At 68.2% G+C, this 22,201-nt stretch carries 20 protein-coding genes; 8 read left to right on the forward strand and 12 right to left on the reverse strand.

From position 1 onward, the window contains the following. The first annotated feature begins 76 nt into the window (after positions 1-76). Together AB0F51_RS15960 and AB0F51_RS15965 are read left to right on the forward strand one after the other, a co-directional pair. Positions 77-1,252 (forward strand): acyltransferase, encoded by a 1,176-nt coding sequence (locus AB0F51_RS15960; protein ID WP_360280099.1) that lies wholly within the window; start codon positions 77-79, stop codon positions 1,250-1,252. Positions 1,253-1,276: 24 nt separating this feature from the next. Then, positions 1,277-1,792: a DUF2231 domain-containing protein gene (locus AB0F51_RS15965; protein WP_360280102.1), complete on the forward strand. Its 516-nt coding sequence runs from the start codon at positions 1,277-1,279 to the stop codon at positions 1,790-1,792. A 114-nt stretch (positions 1,793-1,906) separates the two neighbouring features. Here the strand turns inward: AB0F51_RS15965 and AB0F51_RS15970 are convergent, their stop codons facing one another. The 4 genes from AB0F51_RS15970 to AB0F51_RS15985 all read right to left on the reverse strand — a co-directional run bounded on the left by AB0F51_RS15970 (position 1,907) and on the right by AB0F51_RS15985 (position 6,925). After that, positions 1,907-2,536, reverse strand: a complete 630-nt coding sequence (locus AB0F51_RS15970) for a sigma-70 family RNA polymerase sigma factor (protein ID WP_360280105.1) — start codon at positions 2,534-2,536, stop codon at positions 1,907-1,909. Positions 2,537-2,778: 242 nt separating this feature from the next. Beyond that, on the reverse strand, positions 2,779-4,245 hold the full coding sequence (locus tag AB0F51_RS15975) for a cation:proton antiporter (protein ID WP_360280108.1): 1,467 nt from the start codon (positions 4,243-4,245) through the stop codon (positions 2,779-2,781). Between the two features lie 18 nt (positions 4,246-4,263). Beyond that, on the reverse strand, positions 4,264-5,607 hold the full coding sequence (locus tag AB0F51_RS15980) for a SidA/IucD/PvdA family monooxygenase (protein WP_360280110.1): 1,344 nt from the start codon (positions 5,605-5,607) through the stop codon (positions 4,264-4,266). Positions 5,608-5,638: 31 nt separating this feature from the next. Beyond that, entirely contained in the window at positions 5,639-6,925 is a 1,287-nt protein-coding gene (locus AB0F51_RS15985; protein ID WP_360280113.1) for an ATP-grasp domain-containing protein, read from the reverse strand. 276 nt (positions 6,926-7,201) lie between these two features. On the opposite strand from AB0F51_RS15985, the gene AB0F51_RS15990 reads away from it, so the two are divergent. Then, complete coding sequence (locus tag AB0F51_RS15990; protein WP_360280116.1) at positions 7,202-8,017, forward strand: BTAD domain-containing putative transcriptional regulator; 816 nt, start codon at positions 7,202-7,204, stop codon at positions 8,015-8,017. Positions 8,018-8,106: 89 nt separating this feature from the next. Here the strand turns inward: AB0F51_RS15990 and AB0F51_RS15995 are convergent, their stop codons facing one another. Beyond that, the gene (locus AB0F51_RS15995; protein WP_360280119.1) at positions 8,107-9,393 is read right to left on the reverse strand and encodes a glutamate synthase-related protein; all 1,287 of its coding nucleotides are present in this window, start codon (positions 9,391-9,393) and stop codon (positions 8,107-8,109) included. Positions 9,394-9,538: 145 nt separating this feature from the next. Between AB0F51_RS15995 and AB0F51_RS16000 the strand changes: the two genes are divergently transcribed. The 3 genes from AB0F51_RS16000 to AB0F51_RS16010 all read left to right on the forward strand — a co-directional run bounded on the left by AB0F51_RS16000 (position 9,539) and on the right by AB0F51_RS16010 (position 12,370). Beyond that, positions 9,539-10,552, forward strand: coding sequence for a matrixin family metalloprotease (locus AB0F51_RS16000; protein WP_360280122.1), 1,014 nt, complete (start codon positions 9,539-9,541; stop codon positions 10,550-10,552). Positions 10,553-10,656: 104 nt separating this feature from the next. After that, the gene (locus AB0F51_RS16005; RefSeq protein WP_360280124.1) at positions 10,657-11,169 is read left to right on the forward strand and encodes a SigE family RNA polymerase sigma factor; all 513 of its coding nucleotides are present in this window, start codon (positions 10,657-10,659) and stop codon (positions 11,167-11,169) included. Continuing rightward, positions 11,159-12,370 carry a hypothetical protein gene (locus AB0F51_RS16010; protein ID WP_360280127.1) on the forward strand — a complete coding sequence of 404 codons (1,212 nt, stop codon included), beginning with the start codon at positions 11,159-11,161 and terminating at the stop codon, positions 12,368-12,370. The genes AB0F51_RS16005 and AB0F51_RS16010 overlap by 11 nt, the downstream gene beginning before the upstream one ends. Before the next feature lie 8 nt (positions 12,371-12,378). Here AB0F51_RS16010 and AB0F51_RS16015 read toward each other — a convergent pair whose 3' ends face one another. Genes AB0F51_RS16015 through ddaH form a run of 6 tightly spaced genes read right to left on the reverse strand, consistent with a single transcriptional unit; the run spans position 12,379 to position 17,759 of the window. Continuing rightward, positions 12,379-13,653: an amino acid permease gene (locus AB0F51_RS16015; RefSeq protein WP_360280130.1), complete on the reverse strand. Its 1,275-nt coding sequence runs from the start codon at positions 13,651-13,653 to the stop codon at positions 12,379-12,381. Between the two features lie 28 nt (positions 13,654-13,681). Continuing rightward, positions 13,682-14,695, reverse strand: coding sequence for an asparagine synthetase A (locus AB0F51_RS16020; protein ID WP_360280133.1), 1,014 nt, complete (start codon positions 14,693-14,695; stop codon positions 13,682-13,684). After that, positions 14,634-15,998: a methylaspartate mutase gene (locus tag AB0F51_RS16025; protein ID WP_360280136.1), complete on the reverse strand. Its 1,365-nt coding sequence runs from the start codon at positions 15,996-15,998 to the stop codon at positions 14,634-14,636. Before AB0F51_RS16025 ends, AB0F51_RS16020 begins: the two co-directional genes overlap by 62 nt. Continuing rightward, the gene (locus AB0F51_RS16030; RefSeq protein WP_360280139.1) at positions 15,995-16,522 is read right to left on the reverse strand and encodes a cobalamin-dependent protein; all 528 of its coding nucleotides are present in this window, start codon (positions 16,520-16,522) and stop codon (positions 15,995-15,997) included. Before AB0F51_RS16030 ends, AB0F51_RS16025 begins: the two co-directional genes overlap by 4 nt. After that, positions 16,519-16,884, reverse strand: a complete 366-nt coding sequence (locus AB0F51_RS16035) for a hypothetical protein (protein ID WP_360280142.1) — start codon at positions 16,882-16,884, stop codon at positions 16,519-16,521. The genes AB0F51_RS16030 and AB0F51_RS16035 overlap by 4 nt, the downstream gene beginning before the upstream one ends. Beyond that, a complete protein-coding gene (gene ddaH, locus AB0F51_RS16040; RefSeq protein ID WP_360280145.1) occupies positions 16,881-17,759 on the reverse strand; it encodes a dimethylargininase in 879 nt (292 codons plus the stop codon). The genes AB0F51_RS16035 and ddaH overlap by 4 nt, the downstream gene beginning before the upstream one ends. A 142-nt stretch (positions 17,760-17,901) precedes the next feature. On the opposite strand from ddaH, the gene AB0F51_RS16045 reads away from it, so the two are divergent. Beyond that, positions 17,902-19,296, forward strand: coding sequence for a hypothetical protein (locus AB0F51_RS16045; RefSeq protein ID WP_360280148.1), 1,395 nt, complete (start codon positions 17,902-17,904; stop codon positions 19,294-19,296). A 66-nt stretch (positions 19,297-19,362) separates the two neighbouring features. Here the strand turns inward: AB0F51_RS16045 and AB0F51_RS16050 are convergent, their stop codons facing one another. After that, entirely contained in the window at positions 19,363-20,661 is a 1,299-nt protein-coding gene (locus tag AB0F51_RS16050) for an MFS transporter (protein ID WP_360280150.1), read from the reverse strand. 231 nt (positions 20,662-20,892) lie between these two features. On the opposite strand from AB0F51_RS16050, the gene AB0F51_RS16055 reads away from it, so the two are divergent. Then, a complete protein-coding gene (locus tag AB0F51_RS16055; protein WP_360280153.1) occupies positions 20,893-22,143 on the forward strand; it encodes a cytochrome P450 in 1,251 nt (416 codons plus the stop codon). Positions 22,144-22,201: the final 58 nt, after the last annotated feature.

Genomic DNA, 22,201 nt, shown 5'->3' on the forward strand with positions numbered 1-22,201 from the left:
ACAGACTATTCCGCCGAACGGACCACAGGGAAAAACCAGGGTGGTACAGACCGGGAGGTTGCTCGATCCTTGCGGGATGGAGAGCGAGGGGCGGCTGTGGTTCCTGGACTGGTTGCGGGTGCTGGCCGTGGGCGGGGTCTTCCTGTTTCACACCCTGCGGCCGTTCGACGACGGCGACTGGCATGTGAAGAACGCCGAGGTCAGTGAGCCGATCTCGATCACGATCGCGTTCTTCGGCCTGTGGGGGCTGGCGTTCTTCTTCATGATCTCCGGGGCGAGCGCGTGGCTGGCGTTGCGGTGGCGGACCGGTCGGGAGTTCGTGCGCGAGCGGTTGCTCAGACTGCTCGTCCCGTTCGTCGTCGCGTACGTGCTGCTGTCGCCGCCGCAGTACTACCTCGAGGAGCATCACAAGGGCCGGTCCGACGGCTCGTTTCTGGAGGACGTGGAGGCGTTCTTCAGCGACCTGGGTGGTGATCCGCCGCTGTGGGCGCGCGACACGTACCACCTCTGGTTTCTCGTGTACCTGTTGCAATTCGCGCTGCTTGGTCTGCCGATCTTCCTGTGGTTGCGCGGTCCCGCGGGCCGTCGCCTGGTCGACTGGATCGCGGTGCGCTGTACTCGGCGCGGGAGCATCCTGCTGCTCGCCGTACCGCTCGTGCCGGTGCACCTGCTGCTCTACGGCGCACCTGGTCCCGAGCACGGTTGGGGCGAGTTCGTCTTCTTCTTCGACTTCTTCGTGGTCGGGTGTCTGGTGTTGTCCGACGCCCGCCTGATCGCGGCCGTACGCCGCGACGCCGTCCCCGGGCTGGCTTTGGGGCTTGGCGCTTTCGTGCTCGGCGTGGCGACCGGGATCATCGACTTCCTCGAGGAGTGGTGGGAGAACCCGAGCTACTCGTGGCCGTACGTCTACTACTCCACGCTGATCACCTTGGCCGTCTGGGGCTGGCTGGTCGCCGTACTGGCTCTCGGCCTCCGGCTCCCTGCCTTCCAGCGGCCGCTACCAATGCCGGTCGCCCGCGCGGCGATGCCGTTCTTCCTCATCCACCAGCCGGTGATCCTGCTGATCGCGTACTACGTGGTCGAGTGGAACGCGAGCATCGCCACCAAGTACGCCGTACTGATGCCAACGGCCCTCCTCCTGACTACAGCCCTGGCCTTCACCCTCTCCGCCCTCCCCGGCCTCTCCACCCTCCTCGGCGTCAAACACCGAAACAAGCGATGGTTTGAGGCGGAAAGGGGTACTGAGCAGTAAAGCCGTCGGGGTCTGGAGGTCGTGATGAGCCGGGATCTGAGCGTTGGGGCTGCCGGGCGGGGGAAATACCCGAAGACGGTGGTGGCGGGGCCGTACGGGCATCCGTTTCACCCGGTGCTGGTGACCGTGCCGATCGGGTCGTGGGTGGCCAGCGTGGTTTTCGACGTGGTGGCGCTGGCCGGGGACGACTCCGCGTTCGCGCAAGGCGCGTACTGGCTGATTTTGATCGGCCTGGCGGGCGCCGTGATGGCCGGAGCGGTCGGGTTGCTGGACCTGCTCAACATTCCCCGCGGTACGCCGGCGTTCCGGACCGGCGTGACCCACATGTGCCTGAACCTGACGGCCATCGTGCTGTTCGTCGTCGGCCTGTTCGTGCGAGCAGCGAACGACATCGAGGAAACCACGGTCGTCGGCTTCATCCTGAGCCTCGTTGCCCTCAGCATCCTCGGCGCCTCCGGCTGGCTCGGCGGCAAACTCGCCTACCACTACGGCGTCCGAGTAGCCACCGAAGAAACCCAGCAAGAAGGCTTCAAGCCCTAGTGTGAACGCTCGGCGGTGGCGGCAACCATTTTGTTGCTGATGGCATCGAGTCGCGCGGCCAGAGGAGCCGGGGGCTGCTCCTCTGGGCGGTCGCGGCGACTCGCCAGGCTCCGGTCAGCTCGCTGCTGCGAAGGCCGGCGCCAGTTCAGGGGTACGGCGGAGCATCTGGAGCGCCCGCATCCGCATCGGGCCGATGCTGCCGATCGGCAGGTTCAGCATCTCCGCGATCTCCGTGTACGACGGGCAGCTGTCGGACATCAGCAGCCGGATCAGCCGCTGGTAGCGTCCGGGCAGCCGGCGCAACGCCTGCTCGGTGGTCGGTTCGTACTCGCCGTCGACCGGGTACACGTCGACCACGGCGGTGCGCTGGCCGTCGCTGTGCTCGGCCGTCGGGTCGGCGTACAGCAGGTACCGCTTCCGGCTGAGGGCCAGTCGCAGTCCCTCTCGCCGGGCGGTGGCGGCCAGCCAGGCGGGAAGGCATTCGGGGTCGCGGATCTGGCGACCGTGCTGCCACAGCCGCAGCCAGGTGAGCTGCGCGACGTCGCCGGCGTCGCTGTGGCTGAGGCCCACGCCACGAGCCGCGTGGAGCAGCAGGTGGCCGTAGCGTCCCTCCAGCTCCTTCCAGGCTGACCAGTCGGAGGCCAGTGCCCGGCCGAGAAGCACCTCGAGGGTGGGTCCGGAATCGTGGTGATGGCGATTCCGCTCGGGCGTCCGTTCAGTTTTGCGTGGCGAGATCGTCGACACGTTCCACGTCCTTTCGCTGATCCTCGCAGACCGGCGACAACACGGGAGCACAAAGGCACAGGTGTGACCTGCGGCCGTCGGTGGACGTCCGCAGCTAGCTCGCAAGGGCGTGCGGGCTGGGTGAAACCTCACTCGGCAAAACCTTTGGAGCGACCTGTGCCTCACGCTGCCCCGGTCGTCGTCAGTGCTGCCTTCGCGCGCTATTCGATCACCGGCGGCGTCACCTCGACGTAGTCGTGCCGTCACCGAATCACGGGTGCGGCGTCACCGCTGGCATACGTATCACCAGTGGGTAGTTGCCCGGTCGCGCTACGTTCTCGGATGGCCGGTCCGAGCAGCCGCAACAGCGGTGCGGCCATCATCGTGGTGATCAGGGCCATCATCACCATCACCGTGAAAGCGCTCTGATTGATGATGCCGACACTCAGACCTGCGGACAGTACGACAATCTCGGTGATGCCCCGGGCGTTCATCAGGACGCCCAGACCGATTGCGGAGCGGCCTGGTAGTCCACCGCCCCGAGCAACCGGTACGGCGCCCAGGAACTTGCCCAGGACCGCGGCAACCAACAGCAGGCCACCAGCCGCAAGGACCTGCGGATGCGACACCGCCGCGGTGACGTCGGTGCGCAGTCCGATCGAGGCGAAGAAGACAGGCACCAGCAGGGCGCGGTTCAGCCCGCCGAGCTGATCGGCCACCTGTCGTACCGGGAGGCTGTCCTTCGGCAGCACGATGCCGGCCAGGAAGCCACCGAAGATCGCGTGGACGCCGATCGCGTCGGTTGCTGCCGCGAGACCGAGGATCAGGCCCAGCACCAGCAGCACCAGGATCGGGGTGGGCAGCGGATCGGCGTACCGGTCGGCGAGCAGCCGCAGGAGCGGCTTGAGGACCAGCACGGTGGCAGCTCCGAGCAGGATGGTCAGAACGAGCGCCACGAGGGCGTCAGCGGGATCCGCGGACCGGATCATCGCCAGCACGATCGCGAGCGCACACCAGGCCAGTACGTCGGCGACGGCGGCACACAGCATGGCGAGCGAGCCGAGCCGGCTGCCGAGCAGACCACAGTCCTGGACGATCCGGGCCAGCACCGGGAAGGCGGTGATGCTGAGCGCAGTACCGATGAAGATTGCGAACGGCAACCTGTCGACGCCTTGGCCGGCCAGGGTGGAGAACAGCGGCAGCGCCACGACCACCCCGAGAGCGAAGGGGACGGCCATGATCGCGAGGCTGCCGCCGGCGATCGCCCCTCGGTCGCGGCCGACTCCGTCCCGGCCGAAGTCGGCGCCGACGGTGAACATGAAGATCGCCAGCCCTGCCTGAGCCAGCAGGTTCAGATTGGGCAGGACCTCGGCCGGCAAGATCGCGTCGAACAGCCACGGTGCCAGCGATCCGATCACGGACGGCCCGAGCACCAGTCCGGCGATGATTTCCCCGACCACCGGTGGCTGGCCGATCAGCCGGGCGAGCCGGCCGAAGACGGTCGCCAGCGCGCAGACCACGGCGACCGCGATCAGCAGCCGCCACATCTGTTCCGCCGGTGTCGATCCGGCCTCCGGTGGTGCGGCGGCGGCCGTGGCCGTGTGCTCCGGTTTCAGCCACCCGGCCGCGAACGCAATGCCGAGGAGGGCGACCGCGCCGGCGACGAGAGCGCCGGCGACGGCCAGTCCGCGACCGGGGTTGGGCAACAAAGAACCTTCGGTTGCGGACATCGAGCAATGTCTCCTCAGTTAGCTGTGCAAGACCCCGTCAGCCGACAGCGGTACGGCGGCAAGGTGACCGTTGGTGGCCCGATGGGTCCCGTTGACCTTCGTTCCGGCGCGACGGGCGAGCAGGTCGTTGGCGATGTCGCCGGCCCGGTTGCCGAGCACGCTGAGCAGCGAGTCGGCGATGCCGTGCGTCGCCTCGTTGACCCCTTGCAGATAACAAGCCGCGTCCGACTGTTCGTTCAGCTCCAGCCGGTACCGCCGACTGACCTCGATCCGGTCCAGTCCGATGGCCGCGGCCAGATCACGCACCATGGCAGGCATCTCGCGAACGAACCCGGTGCCGAGCAGCACCAGGTCCCGACGCAGCTCGGTCACCTCGTCGGTCCGCCGGTCGGTCAGCTCGAGGACGATCTCGTCGCCTTCCTCCCGTGCACCGGTGATGTCGGTCATCGTCACCAGCCGCCGCCGGTCGACACCGGCCAGCTTGTCCAGGTACATGCTGGTGTAGAGCTCCTGCAGCAGATCGGTCTCCACACCGGAGTAGTTGGTCAGGTGCATCTCCCGCAGGATCTGCTCCCGGCCCTCCGGCCGCGCTTCGAAGACCTTGTCGATGTACGACGGGTAGTACAGCTCGTTGGTGAACTTGTTCGTGTCGTACGCGCGCAGCCCGATCGACCGCATCACCCAGCTCACGTCGCCGGCCGGCAGATCGGTCTGCAGGGCCCGGAACATCTCGGCCGCGCTCTGCGCCGCACCGACCACGGCGATCCGGTGCGCTCCGGCCTTGTCCAGCTCGGAAACCCGGTACCGGTACTGCGTGCTGTGGATCAAACGCTCGGCTGGAAGGCCCGCCAGTGTCGGCGGCACATATGGGTCACGGCCGGCGCCGATGACCAGGTACTTGCTGGAGATCGTGGTGCCGTCGGCAAGTTTGGTCAGCCAGCCGGTCAGCGTGCCGGCCGCGTCGCGGACCGGCGCGATCGACGTACATTCACAGCCCAGTTGAAGTTTCACCTTGCGCAGCGACTGCGCGACCCAGCTGAGATAGCCGGAGATCTCCACCCGGTACGGCGTGAAGCTGCCCATGTTGATGAAGTCGTCGAGCCGGCCCACGCTGCGCAGGTAGTTGAGGAAGGTGAACTCGCTGCGCGGGTTCCGCAGCGTCACCAGGTCCTTGGCGAAGGCCACCTGGCTTTTCGTCCACGGCAGCAGGAGACCGCGTTGCCACTCGATCGAGTGCCCCCGCTCGATCACCAGGGTGTTCTCGGCCAGGCCGTCGACTCCGAGCTCCTCGATCGCGACGGCGAGGGCCAGGTTGGCCGGTCCTCCGCCGATGGCGAGCAGCTCGACCTCACGGTTTGTCATACGTGCTCCCCTTTGGTTACGCGGGCTCGGCTCACCATGGCCGTCCGGAATACTCGGTCTCGTTCAGGGCGTCGTACTTCAGTTCGACCAGGTCCGCCGCGGCGGACAGCCGGTCGGCACAGGTGGCCGGGTCGTCCGCGGTGCAGATGACGTAGGCGTGCCGGCCGATGTGGGCCCGCGGTGGCAGCCGGACCGTGGCGCCGGGCGCAACCATCGGGTGCGCCTCGAGCAGGCCGGGACTCGTGCCCGGTTCGGGCACGGTGATCTCCACCACCCGGCAGTCCTCGGGCGGATAGCAGAACCGGATCCCGACGCAGGTGCGGTGATCGGCCTCCAGGGCCGGCCGGACGCCTTCGGCGACCTCGACCAGGACCGTGCCGGGATCGATGCCAGTAGCAAGTTTCCCGACGTACGGGATCAAGTCGCCGCCGAGCCGGCCGTTGATCTCGATCACCACCGGGCCGCGCGTGCTGAACCGGACCTCGGTGTGGGTGATCCCGTACGGCGCGCCGATCGCCTCGTGGGCGGCCCGGAGCAGCTCGCGCAACTCCGGATCGGTCAGCAGCGGATCGTTGCCGTCGACCAGATGGCCGATCTCCTCGAAGTACGGGGCCGGCCCGAGTTGCTTGTGGGCGATGCAGAACGGCAGGTACTCGCCGGCCACCACCGCGCCGTCGATGCTGATCTCGGGGCCGTCGACAAGTTCTTCGATCAGGGCGCCGCCGTGGTACTCGGCCGGACCGTTGCGACTTGAACCATCTGCTCGGCCGAACGCGTCGGCGATGCCGTCCGGTCCGTCGACCAGCGCAACGCCGATGCTGGCTGCCATCCCGCGTGGCTTGACCACCACCGGATAGCCGATGTCGGCTGCCGCGGCGGCGGCCTCCTCGGCCGTCGTCACCACTGCGTAGCGTGGCTGCGGTAGGCCGGCCTCGGTCAGCGCTTGCCGCGTGCGTGCCTTGTTGCGGCAGCCTTCCGCGCCTTCGGGTGTCAGCCCAGGAAGTCCGAGTTTGTCCGCCACCAAGGCCGTGATGATCACTGACGGCTCGTCGTAGGTGATGACTCCGCGGACCTGATGGGATCGGGCAACGGATTCCGCAGCCGCGAGCAAAGCCTTGTGATCAAGGACCAAACCGTCTCCCGGCAGCGGCAGCACCACGGTGCTGCCGGCCAGGTAGGGCTGTTGCCAGCCGGCCGGTTCGTCGTCGATCAGCCACAGCGGCCGGCGTTTGGCGGCGCCCTCCATCAGGTATTCGCGGTACGGCTGGAAGCCGCTACCGAACTGCAACACGACACCGTCGATGTTGTCGTCGTCCACGCGTTTGCCTCCTGGGTCAGCACTACCGAACGAGAGGAGCTGACCTGTCACGGGTGATACACGCTGCGCCGCCGGAATTGACAGATACCCGCCTGCCCCAATGCCTTGCTTGTGATTAGTTGACGCCTCAGACTTCACGGCAGGTAATGCGGAGGTCACTGGAAGGGGAGGTCGCCGATGCCCAGGCCGGGAGACGGCTCCGCCGAAAGCTCTCGCGGTAACGGAGTGTCGACAAGTCATCACCAGAAGTGGGAATTCATGCCTGTGGGGGAGCATATGCAGTTCGAAACTGTTGCAGCGGAGCGTCCTGACCTGGACGCCGAGCCGACGGAAAGTCAGGAGGCGGCCAAACTCCGGCTGCTCGACGGCTTCCGGGTCATCGTCGACCAGCAGACGCTGTCCATTCCGCTCAGCGCGCGGCGGGTGGTCGCCTACGTCGCGCTCCGCGGCCGCTCCAGCAGGGCAGAGGTGGCCGGCACGCTGTGGCCGGAGGTGTCGGACTCGAAAGCCCAAGCCTGCCTGCGAACGGCCTTGTGGCGGCTACGCCAGCTGAGCAAGTACCCGTTGGTCACCGGAGACGAGACGCTGCGGCTGGACGAGTCGCTCGACGTCGACGTCAGCCGGCTCGTCACCGCCATCCGCCGGGTGATCAACGAAGGCGAGTGCGGGGCCGACCAGGGCCTGCTGCCGACGCTGGCCACGATGGGCGAGTTGCTGCCCGGCTGGTACGACGACTGGGTGCTGCTGGGCCGGGAACGCCTTCGCCAGTTGCAGTTGCACGCTCTCGAGCTGACCGCTCAGGCGTTGACCTGCGAGGGCCGGTACGCCGAGGCGATCGAGGCCGCGATGGCTGCAGTACGGCTGGAGCCGTTGCGGGAGAGCGCGACCAGAGTGCTGATCGAGGTGCACCTGGCCGAGGACAACGTGGTCGAGGCGATCCGGCGGCTTGAGTTCTTCCGCAAGAGCCTGGCCTCCGAGCTCGGGGTCGAGCCGACCGAAGAGCTGGTCCAGCTGGTCCGCAGCCGGCAGACCGTCTCGCACGCGCGGCGCGATCTCCCCGAGATGCTCGGCCGCAACCGCCATCTGGCCTAGTCCACAGCGACGGGGTCCTGTGTCCGAAACCCCTTCGGACGCAGGCCTTCCGGGCCGCTCACAGCCGGCCTCGTCGCAGCCCGGGCTCGTCACAGCACGGGCGGACTCCAGACGTCGTCCTGGTCGAGTGCTTCAACGTGGTACTTGCCGAGAGCGCTGACGAGCAACTGGAGCTCGAGTGCGAGGCACTCGACGAGGTTGGCCAGTCCGTGCTCTGGATCGGTGTCCACCGCGATGAGAGCAGCGCGGCCCAGACCAGCCGCGTTCGCGCCGAGTGCCAGGCACTTGGCGACCCGCGCGCCTTCCCACATCCGGCCTGACACCAGCAGGCAGGACGGAGCCGGTGTCGGGGCCGGTGCGGCTCGTTTGTTGCCGATGCGGCGCAAGCACTCGCCGAGTGGAAGACCGACCTGGTCGAGGAACGCGCGCGGCGCCCAGCCGGTACCGGCTTCCGCGCCGTCGACCGTCACGGCATCCGCGCCGGCTTCCCAGGCGACCTCCGCCGCGGCCGCGACATCGCGCGCGGGCGGCAACTTCACCCAGATGCGGGCGCGCGGATAGTTGTTGCGCATCAGCCGGATCTGCTGACGCAGGATCTCCTCGGTGAAGGTGCCGGGGCTGCTGCTGCGCAGTACGTGGCCGTCGCCGGCGATGGGGTCGATGAGGTACGCATCGGCGAGTCGCTCGGCCGCGGCAGCGCCCATCAACGTCATCCCGCCGAGGCCGGGCTTGGCGCCCTGGCCCACTTTCAGCTCGAACGCGAGGCGCCCGGACTGCAACAGGGGCAGGGCATTCGGGTCGCTGTAGACCAGGTTCCACACCTCGGCGTCGGCGTCCTCGGTGCTCTGCTGAACGACGACACCGCCGTACCCGTCGAGTGCCTCGGCCTGGTAGGCGCTGATCCGGCCGAGCAGTGAGCGTTCGGCGTCGGCTTCGAGCCGGCCGTAGCTGTTCATCGGCATCACGTTCTCGCCGACCACCATCGGGATGCCCAGCCGCCCGGCCTGCCGGCTGGCCGCGATCCCGAGGGCGACACTGGCCGCCTCGGTCGAGCCGAAAGCCGAGACGTACAAGGGCAGAGCGGACCGGAACCCGCCGATCTGGGTCTCCATTACGACGTCCCGGTACACCGGCTCGCGGGCCAGCTCGACGAGCCGGGCCAGCCGCTGCGGGACGAAGACCGGCGGCACCAGCCGGAGCCGGTCGATCAGGCAGGACGGATCCGCTCCACCGGTCTCGGCGCCGAACAGCGAGTGCCCGTACTGGTCCGCGGGCGGAAACGCATCGGCAGCACCGGCACGGGCCCGGCTTCGGACAGCTGCCTCGGGAAACGACTCGGCGCGCAGGGTGCTCTCCTTAGATCGGCCTTTGCCCAACAGAGGCCGCGGCCGACCCGCGAAAATACGAACCCGGCGGTCCACCCTCCGGACGCCCGTATCAGCAACCGTGAGTCGTTCTCTCCAGCTAGTACTGGGGCGACGCACGGGGGACCTTCTCATATTCGGCCTTGGGGGGCAGACCATGAACTCCACACGCGCGCTCACCATGCTGACGGCCTTCACGTTAGGCGTCGGCTCAGTCCCATCACCCGCTACTGCCGCGACCGGCCAGTGCCGCCTGCCGGCAGGTGTCCTGCAGTCCACAGCCCTGGAAGCGAAATCCGTCGCGGAGTGCGGCGCTGTCGGCAGGTTGATGGATGCCGGCGACGGCGTCGCCCTTCCAGTACAGGAACCTGGGGGCAGCGTCACCATGGACCTGCTGTTTCCCGACGGCGCCCGCACCTACTCCCTGACCACGGACGAGCAAGGACGAGTGTCCACGACCAAGCGTCCGACGATGCCGCCGGAACACTTCCAGGACCTACCGGGTCCCGGCGCCTGCGAACGCGACAGCTACCAACTACGTCCGTACAAATGGGACAAGCCCTGGCTTTTCCGTACGACGAAGGGCACGGCGCTCGCCACCCATCGGCAGTCCGACTTCGACGCGGCGGCCCGACGCGCCACCGCCAACATGACCCAGGGACGCAACACCTGCGGCATGAGCGGCCGGACCCATGCGAGGGGAGCCTTCATCGGCCACACCGCCAAACAAGGCAACTTCGTGTACGCCGACGGCCAGACCACCTGCGGGGAGTCCGACGGCCACAACGTCATCGACACGGGTGATCTGCCGGGTGGCTTCCTCGAAGCGACTCTGGCCTGGACCTGCACCTGGGCCGAGACCCGCCACGGTGTCACGCGAGCGGTCTCGGCCGACATCCGGATGAACAACGCCGACTACAACTGGACCTATCGACCGGGTGACGATCCCGCCTGCGACCCGGCGTTCCCACCGGACCCTCAACGCTGGCGGTACGACGTCGAGTCCGTTCTGACGCACGAGATCGGCCACGTGTACGGCCTGGTGAACCTCAGCGCCCCCGAGGACCTGAACCAGACGATGTACCCCGGCATCAGACGCTGCAGTGGACACATGCGCACCCTCGGCCGCGGGGACGTCCTCGGCATGCGGGCGCTCTACGGACCTCGCTGAGCCGCGAACAGGCCCCACCCGGAAACTGGTAGGCAGCAGATCGACCCCGAGCGCAGTCTTTAGTGGTACAGGCCGGATGAACCGGCCCGGACCGAGGAGACGGCGTGACGTTCGAGGAATGGGCCCGGGTGGGGCTTCCCAAACTGCTCAGATTCGCCACGGTCCTGTGCGGGTCCGGCGATCTCGCGGGTGACCTGGTCCAGGACGTCGCCGTCAAGGCGCACCGGCACTGGGAGCGGGTTGCTCAGGCCGATTCGTCCGATGCCTATCTGCGCAGGATGCTGGTCAACGAGTACCTGTCCTGGCGGCGCAAGTGGTCCCGGATCGTGCCGCGCGCCGAGATCTTCCCGAGCGAGCCGGTCGCCGACCACGCGAACCAGCAGGCCGACCACGACCAACTCGTCACCGAGCTCGCGAAACTGCCCAGGCGGCAACGCGCGGTACTGGTGCTGCGGTACTACGGCGGGCTGTCGGACCCCGAGATCGCCGAGACGCTCGGCTGCTCCGCCGGCACGGTCCGCGCCTATGCCTCCCGGGCACTGGCCGCACTCCGCATCGAGATGGCGGCTCCCCAACCCTTTCAGACCTCCCGAGCAGGAGTGACCCATGCGCACTGAGGACGACCTCCGCGCCACCTTCGACCACCTGGCCGACACGGCCCCGTCCGCCGACGAGATCCTCGCGACGCTCCGAACCGACCGCCCGGTACGCCGCAGCCGCACGCCGCTGGTGCTGGGCGCCGTCCTGGCCACAACCGTCGTCGCCATCGGGGCGCCGCTCGCCGTTTCCCACCTCAAAGACCATGCGGTCACCGACTCCGCCGGGGAGGTAGGTGGCGGCCCCGCGTGGCGGCCGTGGCTCTCGATCACCGTGCCCCCGGAGCTGACCCTCAACCCTCGGACCTACACCAAGGACAGGCAGGTCTACCAGATCTACAAGCCCCTCGGGCCCTGGTCGAAGAGCTGTCTGCTGACCGTTCATCGCAACGGCGACTTCGACCCCAGGTCCATCCCGGCCGACAGCCCGGTCGTGGAGGTCAACGGCATCAAGGGCCGAGTGATCACCTCGCCCGCGCGCAAGCCGCCGGCGCCGCACGACAGCCTCTCGCGCTGGAACGCCGTCGACGCGATGAAGACCATCGCCTGGCAGCCGGACAAGGGCATGTGGGCCCTGATCACCTGCGAGAGCCAGCTGGAGGAATCCGCTCGCGGGCTCCCGAACCTCACCAGCCCTTACAAGAGCGACCTGGCCTTGGCTTCGAGGATCGCGAGAGGCACTTCGACGGGCGGGCAGCGGCTCGCGTCGCCGTACCAGGTTGGTTACCTCCCCGCGGGGATCACGCCGCGCACCCTCAGGTACCTGAGCCCGACCGGCGCAGTCGCGGGGGCTGGGCACACCTTCACGATGACGCTCTCCGACGGCAAGGCGTCGACCGGCTACCAAGAGCCAACCCGGGCCAAGAGCATGGCGGGGCCCGGCTGGTGGCCGCAGCCGGGTGACGACCTGAGGATCTCGTACGAGACCAGCAAGTTCTGGAACACCCTGTCCGACAACCCGGGGACGGAACCGGATCTGCGGATCAACGGCATGGACGCCTGGTACATCAACGACACGACCACCAAGGTCGGTGGCGCCAAGGGCAAGGGGAACGGGATCCGGATCGAGTATCGCGGTCGAGCGGTGGTCGTCGAGAGCTTCGGTGCCGGTGTGTCCCTGGCTGAGGTCCGTAAGGTCGCCGAGCAACTCCAGATTGCGCCGAGCACGACCGACCTGACGACCTGGTTCGACGCTGCCACCGCGATTCCCGCCCCGAACTGAGGCGGAGGTCACGGACGTCGCTGAGCTCCTCTACCGGCGAGGTGGCGGTAGAGGAGGGCGGCTGCGGTGACGAGCAGGGCCCAGACCAGGTAGGGGCCTGCCATCAGCAGGAGGACCACCACGGCGCCCTGGGCTACCAGGGCGGCGCGGCGGGCCTTGCTGCCTCGGGGGAGGAGCTTGACGGCTGCGGCGACACCGACGGCGTACACGGTGACGAAGAGGCCGGTGGTGAGGAGCACCAGGGGAGACGGGCCGATGCCTGCCGCCATCACGATCAGAGCGGTGGTGATCGACATGGTGCACAGGAGGGCCAGGCTGCGACGCGGTATCTCGCCGGCAGCGCTGCCCTGGGCCAGCCACCCAGGAAGGGAGCCGTCGCGAGCCAACGCGGCGCCCAGCTTGGAGGCGCCTGCGTAGTACGCGTTCATGGCGCCGAAGCTGAGCAGGAGGGCGGCAACGGCGGCCAGGATGCGGGAGTTGCCGCCGAGACCGATGGCCAGCAGGTCGCCTAGCGGAGCACCGGTCTCGGCGGCGCCCTCGCCGAGAACCGTGATGGTGGCGAAGGCGACACTGAGGTAGAGCACGCCGACGACGACCACCGCGATGGCAGTGGCTCGCGGTACGTCGCGGGCCGGGTTGCGGAACTCCGCAGTCAAGTGAGTGACGGCCTCCCAGCCGACGAAGCTCCACACCAGCAGTGCTGCCGCTGGGCCGATCGCCTGCCAGCCATGCGGCGCGAACGGCTGCAGGTTGCCCAGGTCCGCATGCGGCAGCGAGAGCGCGACTGCGCCGACCAGGAAGACAGTGAGCAAGGCTGCCAGGGCAATCTGGACGCGGCCCGTCACCTGGATGCCGAATGCGTTCGTGGCCGGCACTGCCACCAGCAGAACCATCATGGTCGCGAGCACCGTCGTCTGACCGCCGCCAATACCCGCTTCGACGTAGCTACCGGCCCAGAGCGCGGCGGCCGGCCCACCGACGGGTACGGACAGGTAGAAGCACCACCCGACGACTGCGGCCGCCTTGTCCCCGAACGCCAGCCGCGCGTACGTCGCAACGCCACCGGCATCCGGGTAGCGCGCACCGAGCGCGGCGAACGTTGCTGCCAGGGGAGCGGACACCACCGCGAGACCGAGCCAGGCAAGCAACGAGGCCGGCCCGGCAACGTCGGCAGCGAGTGCAGGCAGGGCGATCACGCCGGTGGCCAGCACGGCCCCGACGTACAGCGCCGTGCCCTGGCCGAGGCTGAGGCGGCCGGCCGGTTGGGTGGTTGCGTCCGTCATGCGGGACATCTTCCCCGCAGTCCGGTCGTCACGGCGAGGCGATGCCCGGGACCTTGGGGAAGGCGCTGGCCTGCCAGACCGAGTCGAGTCCCGCGACGTACCGGGTGAACCGTTCCAGCCCGAGCCCGAAACCGGCGCTGGGCGGTACGCCGTCGCGCAGCATCTGCAGGTACCACGCGTACTTCGCCGGGTTCTCGGCCGTCTCGCGCATCCGCGACACGATGGTGGCGTAGTCCTGCTCGCGCTCGCTGCCGCTGCACAGCTCGCCGTACCCCTCGGCGGCGATCAGGTCGAAGTTGCGCAGCATGCCCGGCTGGTCGGGGTTCTCCTTGTCGTAGAAGCCGCGCGAGCCCTTCGGGTAGTCGGTGACGAAGAACGGCCGGTCGACCTGCTGGGACAGCTTCGCCTCGCCGACCCAGTCGATCTCCGCGTCCGGGCTCTGGTCGTGGTCGATCGCCTGCAGGTCCGCGACCGCGGTGGCGTGGGTGCGCCGACCGAAGGCTCCGGTCAGCACCTCGGCGAGTGCACCGGCGTCGCGGCCAAGGGCGTGCAGCTCAGCCGGCAGGTCGGTCAGGACCCGCTCGACAACGTGCTTGACCAGATCCTCGGCCACCGCGATCGCGTCGTCGCGGCCCGCGTGGGCCATCTCGATGTCGATCTGGTGGAACTCGGCCAGGTGCCGGCTGGTCGACGCGGTCTCCAGCGGTTCCAGCCGGATGTTCGGGGCGATGAAGAAGATCTTGTCGAACGACGTCAGCGCGGCCTGCTTGTAAAGGATCGCACTCGTCATCAACTTGTACCGGAAGCCGTAGTAGTCCACGTCGACCTGCTTCGCGCCCCGCGCTCCCGGGTCGGTGACCGGGCCGATGATCGGCGGCAGCAGCTCGGTGAATCCCCGGCCGGCCAGGAACGCGCGGGTCGCGGCCAGCATCTTGTTCTGGATCACCAGCACCGACCGGGTGACCGGCGAGGTCAGGTGCTCACGCGGACTGGCGGGCAGCCGGGCTTCGGCCTGGGCTGGGGGGATCCGGGTCTCGGTCATCTGCTGTGCTCCCTGTGAGTTCGTCCGGCCGGGGCGCGGCCCGGTATTCCTGCTCGAGACTGGCGTTGTCGAACTTGCGCTCCATGTACGACAGCGACGTGAGCAGCCCCGCGGCGGTCAGCTCGGTCGCCTGGCCGGCCACCTCGCGGATCGGCATCGACCCGATCGCCGACCACTGCAGCCGTCCGGAGCTGTCCAGGTGACTGCGGGTCCGGCCCGCGTTGTCCGGGTGCAGGCAGTACGGCACGTCGAGGTACCCGCGGCGGAACGCGGTGATCAGGGCCGCGCCGAGATCGGGGTCGAGGCCGACGACCGCCTCGATCAAGGCACTCGCCTCGGCGTGGATACCGGTGTCGACGACATCGCCGATGATCCTGGTGCAGCGATCGGCGGCGGCCGCGGCGGTCTCCAGCGCGGCGATGTTCTCGGCGAAGGTCGGAATCCGATAGCCCTCGGCGACCGTCTTGACGATCAGCCTCGCCGAAGCCGTCCGGACCGCCAACCGCGCGGCCTCTTCGAGCAGCCGGGAAGCGCCGTTCGGCGTCCGCGGGTAGACACCCATGTAGGTGTAGATGACCACGTGCCAGTCGATGTCCGGCAGCCACTGGGCGGCCAAGCGTCGCATCGCCAGTACTGCTTCGGCGTCCTGATCCGGATCGGTCTGCTGCGCATAGCTCAGCGACACGCTGCGAATGCCGTGCTGGCGAAAGAACATGCACTCCAGCACGCTCAGCGCGACCAGCAGGCCGGGCGGACAGAGTTGCCCCATCATGCAGCCGCCGAAGCTTTCCACGTGCGGCTCGACACCCGTCGTCCGTACGCCGGCCAGCAGTTCGCAACTGCGAGCCCAGTTGGGGATCGACTCGGTCAGCGGCACCCGGCTGTAGGGCAGGCAGTACGAGACCGGTCCACCTTCGGTCGCGTGCAGACCCGCGTCGATCAGTGCGGCGATGATCGACTCCGGCAACGGCGACCCGTGCCGGATCTGGACCGGGAAGTCGGGACCGACCACACCGTCCAGGACGCCGCGCGTCGTCGCCGCGTCGTGCGCGACGATGGGGTAGCCGTTCAGCTCGACCCCGGCCGCGAGGGCGGCTCGGGCGCTGGCGTCGTCCCCGGTACGGGTGTAGCTGTCGAGCGTGATGGTGCCGACCGTGGTCGCTGCCGAAGCCTTGGTGAGCAGCAGTCCCGCGCGCATCGCATCGGCATCACTGACACCCATCCGCGGCTGTACGACGAGCCGGCCGGCCGCGTGGGCGCGCGCGACGAAGTCACCGAACGAACCGGTAGAGGTGAGGCTCACGCGCCGTACCCCGGGTCCGCGACGGCGCCCACCGGGCCTGCTGGAGCAACGCCGATCGCGAGCCGGCCGACGAACGACTGGAAGGCCGTCAGCCCGGTGCCGTCGTCGAAGACCGCATCGAACCCCGCGGCCATCAGCTCGGCCCGGCTGAGGTCCGAACCCGGACCGGCGATGCCGAGCTTGCCGCCGATCACCGCCGGGATGCCGGCCAGTTCCGGGTGCCCGCGGAACTGGCCGATCACCCGTAAACCGTCGTGAAAACCATGTCCGTTGACCGTGCTGACCACCACCAGGTCGGGGCGCAGCCGCAGGCTCTCGGCGACCAGCAGCTCGTCCGGAACGCAGGCCCCCAGGTTGTGCACCCGATGGCCGAGCTCTTCCAGTACCAGCTGCAGGAACACCAGGTTCCAGGTGTGCGAGTCCGACGAGACGCTGGTCAGCAGGACGGTCAGATCGCCGTCCCCGACGGCTCTGCCGGCAGGGACGGCGGCGACGTAATCCATGACAAGCAGAGGCCTTCTCATCCTTGCCCTGATACACGCGACCGGCCGGCCGGCTCGACGATCTCGTCGAGCTGGGAAACACCGGTGGCTGCCTGGGGTCCGTACCGCTCCCAGCGTTCGTGCAGCCGGATCTGCCCACCGGGCAGCATTTCGGGCGTGCTCTCGCAGTAGCCGGCCAGCAACGTGCCGTCGGCAAGCACCATCGTGTAGGTGAACTCGAGGGTGCCGTCCGGATGGCACAGGCCGCTCAGTGACCCACGCCGTACCCGGCCGCCGCTGAAGTCGGCCCACAGGAGGTCACCGTGCTGCCGGTACGCCGCGACGGGTCCATCGCCCTCGGCGTGCGCGGCATCACGGAACCTCCTGCCGTTGTAGTCGATCACTGGGCCCTCTGGTCATGCAGTTCGAGCGTGCAGCACTTCACCCCGCCGCCGGCCCGCAGCAGCTCCGAGACGTCCATCCCGATCGGCTCGAAGCCCGCGTTGCGCAGCTGGGCGGTCAGGTTGCTAGCGCCCTCCGGCATCAGGACGTGCTTGCCGTCGGAGACCGCGTTCAGGCCGAACGCTTCGGCGTCCTCGGCGGTCGCGATGATGGCGTCCGGGAAGAGCTCGCGCAGGATCGCCTGGCTGCCAGGGGTGAAGGCGTCCGGGTAGTACATGACAGTGCGCTCGTCCAGCGCCGCCAGTGCCGTGTCCAGGTGGTAGAACTTGTCGTTGACCAAGGTCAGGCCGATCACGGCCCGGCCGAAGTACTCCTCGGTCTCGACGTGGGCGCGGCGGTCGGTACGAAAGCCGTTGCCGGCCAGCAGCCAGGGTCCGGCGGCCAGGTAGTCGCCTTCGCCTTCGTTCTCCCGGGTCGCTTGCTGGACGGACAGTCCGCGCGCGGCGAACCATTCCAGGTACCCGGCCGATTCGGCTTCCCGCTCGGGGAACCGGAACCGGGCGACCAGCGCGCGGTCGCCGTACACGGTGGCGCCGTTGGCGGCGAAGACCATGTCGGGCAGGCCGGGCAGTGGCGGGATCAGGTCGACGGTGTGGCCGAGGTCGACCAGCTGGTCGTGGATCCGCTGCCACTGGGACATCGCGATCGACTGGTCGGTCGGCTTGCCCGGATCCATCCACGGGTTGATCGAGTAGGTGACGTCGAAGTGGGTCGGCGGGCACATCAGGTAGTGGCGGACGGTACTCCGCCGCGCGACCACGTCGGACGGGTTGCCGGCAGTGGCCGTTGAGGTGCCGAGCTCGGTAATGAGGTCCATGCGGACAAGAGCGCACCAGGGGCCTGATCAGATACCTGGGCAGGGGAGTGTATTTCCGCGGGTGTCCGGAGGTCTCTGTCCGAGCAGGAGCCGTTCTGGCTTCGCCCAGCCCACCCCGGAGGTCCTGAACATGGTTACCGGCTTGAGCCGAGCTGAACTCACGGCACAGTACTTGGACGAGATCAAGCGGCGCGGGATCTCGGCCGGCGAACTCGTCAGCACGCAACCGGAATCCGTCGGGCTGCAGTCCTTCTACGGCGGCCGTTGGCTGTCCCGGCCGCTGTTCCTCGGCGCCGAAGAGGCCGAGCAGCTGGCGGACGACATCCTCACCATGCACGCGGCGCTGATCAGCCTGCCCGACAAGGTGTACGGCGGCGACCTGGCCGCGTTCGGCAAGGCGGTCGGCCTGACCGACGTGCAGATTTCCGCCGTACTGCGCAGTCGCGGCACGTCGGTCACCAAGCAGAGCCGCGCCGATCTGTACCTGGACGAGACCGGCTTCAAGCTGCTCGAGTTCAACATGGGCAGCGCGCTCGGTGGCATCGACCAGTCGGACATGGCCCGCGCGCTGCTGGACCAGCCCGTGCTGGCGGAGTTCGCCGAGAAGCACCGGCTCGGGTACGTCGACACGATGCGCGAGCAGGTCAACAACATGCTGGTGGAGAGCGGGTTCGAGCGCGGGTCGCGGCCGGTGATGGGCACCGTCGACTGGCCGGCCAGCTACGAGACGCTCGAGCCGTACATGGAGCACTTCTCGGGTCGCCTGAACCAGATGGGGATCCAGAGCATCTACGGTCACATCGGACAGCTCGAGGTACGGGACGGTGGAGTCTGGCTGCACGGCCGGCGGCTCGACATCATCCAGCGGCTGTTCATGCTGGAAGACCTCGAGGACCCGGACTCGCTGGCACTGATGGAGCCGGTGCTGGACGCGGCGGCGCGCGGCGAGGTGAAGATCTTCACGCCGCTGGACTCGGAGATGTTCGCCAGCAAGAGCGCGCTGGCGATGCTGTCCGACGAGGCGAACCGCAAGTACTTCGACGAGCGGACGCTGGCAGCCCTGGACCGGATCCTGCCGTGGACCCGGATGGTCCGCTCCGAGCCGGTGACGCTGGAGGACGGCAGCCAGGTCGAGCTGATCGACTACGTGCTGAGCCACCAGGAAGAGCTGGTGCTCAAGCCGACGTCGCTGCACGGTGGCGAAGGGGTACTGCTGGGCTGGCGGAGCGATACGAGCAAGGAACTGTGGGAGGAGAAGGTCCGGGCGGCCGTCGACGGCGCCTGGGTCATCCAGCGGCGGATCCGTCCGGTGGTGGAGTACTTCCCGATGCCCGAGGGTGATCCGGTGCCGTGGTTGGTGAACTGGGGTGTGTTCACGGTCGTCAACGGCTTCGGTGGCGTCTTCGCCCGCGCGGCGACGGTGGAGTCGGACCTCGAGGTCATCCGCCTCCATGGCGGCGCCTCGGTCGGTTGCTGCCTCCACGTCCTGCCGGAAGACTCCGATGCTCAACCCGGCCAGGCGATCCCGGTCAAGTAACAGCTAGAGCCACGAAACGGTCCGGCCTGACGGCCGGACCGTTTCGCGTTGTTCAAGAAGAGCTCTTTAGGTGGCGGGTTCGGGAGTAGGGCCCCCGGTGGAGGGTTCTGGGGTGGTGGCGGGGGCTTCGTCGGGGCGACGCATGCCGATTCGGGCGCAGACTGCGGAGAGGACTGCGACGCCTGCCGCCCAGAGCCAGAAAGCCTGGCCGAGGTGGGACCAGACCCAGACGCCGACCGCCGGGCCGATCGCGTTGCCGAGGCCGAAGACGCTCAGCATGGCGCCGGAGTACCGGCCACGCAGGTGCGGCGGCGCGACCATGCCCGGGTAGGCGAAGGTGGTCGGTGCGCCGATGATCTCCGACGCCGTCCAGATGATCGTGCCGATGATCAGCAGCGCCGGGATCAGCGCGATCGCGTAGACGCCGTACCCGATCGCCACCAGTCCGAAGCCGGCGATCGCGGTGATCCGCAACGGCCACTTCTGCACGTACTTCGTCGCCGGCACCTCGCACACGGCCACGACGACCGCGTTGGCCGAGACGACGAGGCTGTACCACCACAGGCTGAGGCCTTCGTCGACGATCGCCAGCGGCAGTACCGCGATGTACTGGCAGTAGACGATGGTCACCAGGAACACGGCGGCCAGGTAGAAGTCGTAGCGCCAGTCGGCCAGGACGGCCCGGTAGCCCTGCTTCTTCTCCGCGGCCTTCGCGGCAGCAGCCTCGGCGCGATCCTCCGGACTCGCCTTGCCAGGCAGGTACTTCCACGCGATCGCGCTGTAGAGCACGGCAGCGGCCGCCTCGGCCCAGAACAGCAGGTTGTAGGAGACCGAGACCAGCGCGACACCGACGATCGGGGTGACCGCGGTGCCCAGGTTGATGGCCAGCCGGTACATCGCCATCGTCATCACCAGCTGGCCGGGCTTGGTCAGCTCGGCGAGCATCGCCTGCGCGGCCGGCCGGTTCAGCTGGCTGACCGTGCTGACGACCAGGATCGCGATCAGGATCAGCCAGTAGGTGTTGATGTACAGCAGCGAGACGATCAGCGCGGCCGAGCCGAGCATGCTGATCAGCGTCGCGGCGCGGGCGCTCAGCCGGTCGGTCAGCCAGCCGCCGACGAACGAGCCGAGCACGTGGCCGGCGCCGTAGACGCCGAGGGCGAAGCCGGCTTCCCCGGCCGTGAAGCCCTTGTGCGTCATGAACAGCACCAGGAAGATCTGCAGGAAGGCGCCCAGCCGGTTGACGAACACGCCGAACAGCAGGGCCTTCGACGTGAGCGACGTCTGGCGCCAGGTCGCGATCGCGCCCAGGCCTGCGCCCGGTTGTTCGGTCGATGCCGGTTCGCGGTCGACTTCTTCACTCATCGGTTACTTCACCCCTTGGTCCGGGCAGGCGGGATGCTCCGGCGGTTTTGCCGGTGGACATTTGGTCCCGCACGCTACCGCGCCAAAGGCCGGACCGACAGGGTTTGAAGGCAACAAAACAAGGCGTATCAGGGCCCGTTCCCCGATGCCTCTTCTGGGGTGACGGCGAGACATCGCTCAGCGCATGTACGCCCCTGTCGTCATGCCCTGCAGGTAGGAGGATCGGACCATATGACCATCGAAATCCACCAGGGACTCGATCGAATCCCGGACGACTTCATGCAGAGGCCGTACGAGATCCTCGAGCCCTACCGGAAGGCCGGCCGCGTGCACCACGTGGTCTTCCCGCACGGAGCCGATGTCTGGCTCGTCACCCGGTACGCCGACGTACGGTTGCTGCTCCAAGACCCCCGGGTGAGCAAGGACGGCACCCGGATGAACGAGATGTTCGCCCGTCACACCGGCACCTACGTCGAGACCGACAAACCCGACGTCGGCTTCGACGACGAGCTGTCCCAGCACATGCTGAACACCGACGCGCCCCGGCACACCCGGCTGCGTTCGCTGGTCAGCAAGGCGTTCACGCTCAAGCGGATGGAGAACTTCCGCGACCGGATCGAGGAGCTGGTCGCGCAGTACCTGGACAAGCTGGAGGGCCGCGACGACGTCGACCTGGTCACCGAGTACGCCCAGCCGCTGCCGATCGTGATCATCTGCGACGTGCTCGGCATCCCGTTCGAGGACCGGGAACGGTTCCAGCAGTGGGCGGTCGAGCTGGTCGGCGCCGGGCACCCGCCGGAGGTGGTCGAGAACGCGTCGAAGAACGTCCAGGAGTACGGCCACGCGATCATCGAGATGAAGCGCAAGAACCCCGGTGACGACATGGTCAGCGCGATGATCGAGGGCAACCCGGACGGCGACCGGCTGACCGACGACGAGCTCGTCGCGATGATCTTCCTCTACACGGTGGCCGGCCACATCACCTCGCAGCACACGCTGTCGAACGCCATCCTCAGCCTGCTCACCAACCCCGACGCGATGGAGCGGCTGCGCGGCGACCTGTCGATCATGCCGCAGGCGATCGACGAGCTGATGCGGTACGACGGTGGCGTCGGCGTGGCCACCTTCCGGTTCTCCCTCGAGGACATCCAGATCGGTGACACCGTCGTACCGGAGAACAGCATCCTGGCGCTGTCGATCCTGTCGGCGCACCGCGACGAGGAGCAGTACGAGAACGCGAACAAGCTGGACCTGGACCGCCGCCCCAAGGGTGTGCTCGGGTTCGGCCACGGTCCGCACTTCTGCATCGGTCAGCCGCTGGCCAAGATGCAGACCAACATCGCGCTGACCCGGCTGCTGGAACGCTTCCCGGACCTGCGGATGACCGCCGACCCGAAGTTCCTGGAGTGGGAGCCGAGCACGCTGCTGCGCGGTATGCACCACCTGCCGGCCGCGACCATCCCGCCGCCTCCGGGGTCCTGACCCAAGGCAGACAGAACGCCGCCGCCCCAGCCCGATCGGGCTGGGGCGGCGTTGTCGT

This window comes from Kribbella sp. NPDC023855 (assembly GCF_040639475.1).
In the GTDB taxonomy this organism is placed as follows: domain Bacteria; phylum Actinomycetota; class Actinomycetes; order Propionibacteriales; family Kribbellaceae; genus Kribbella.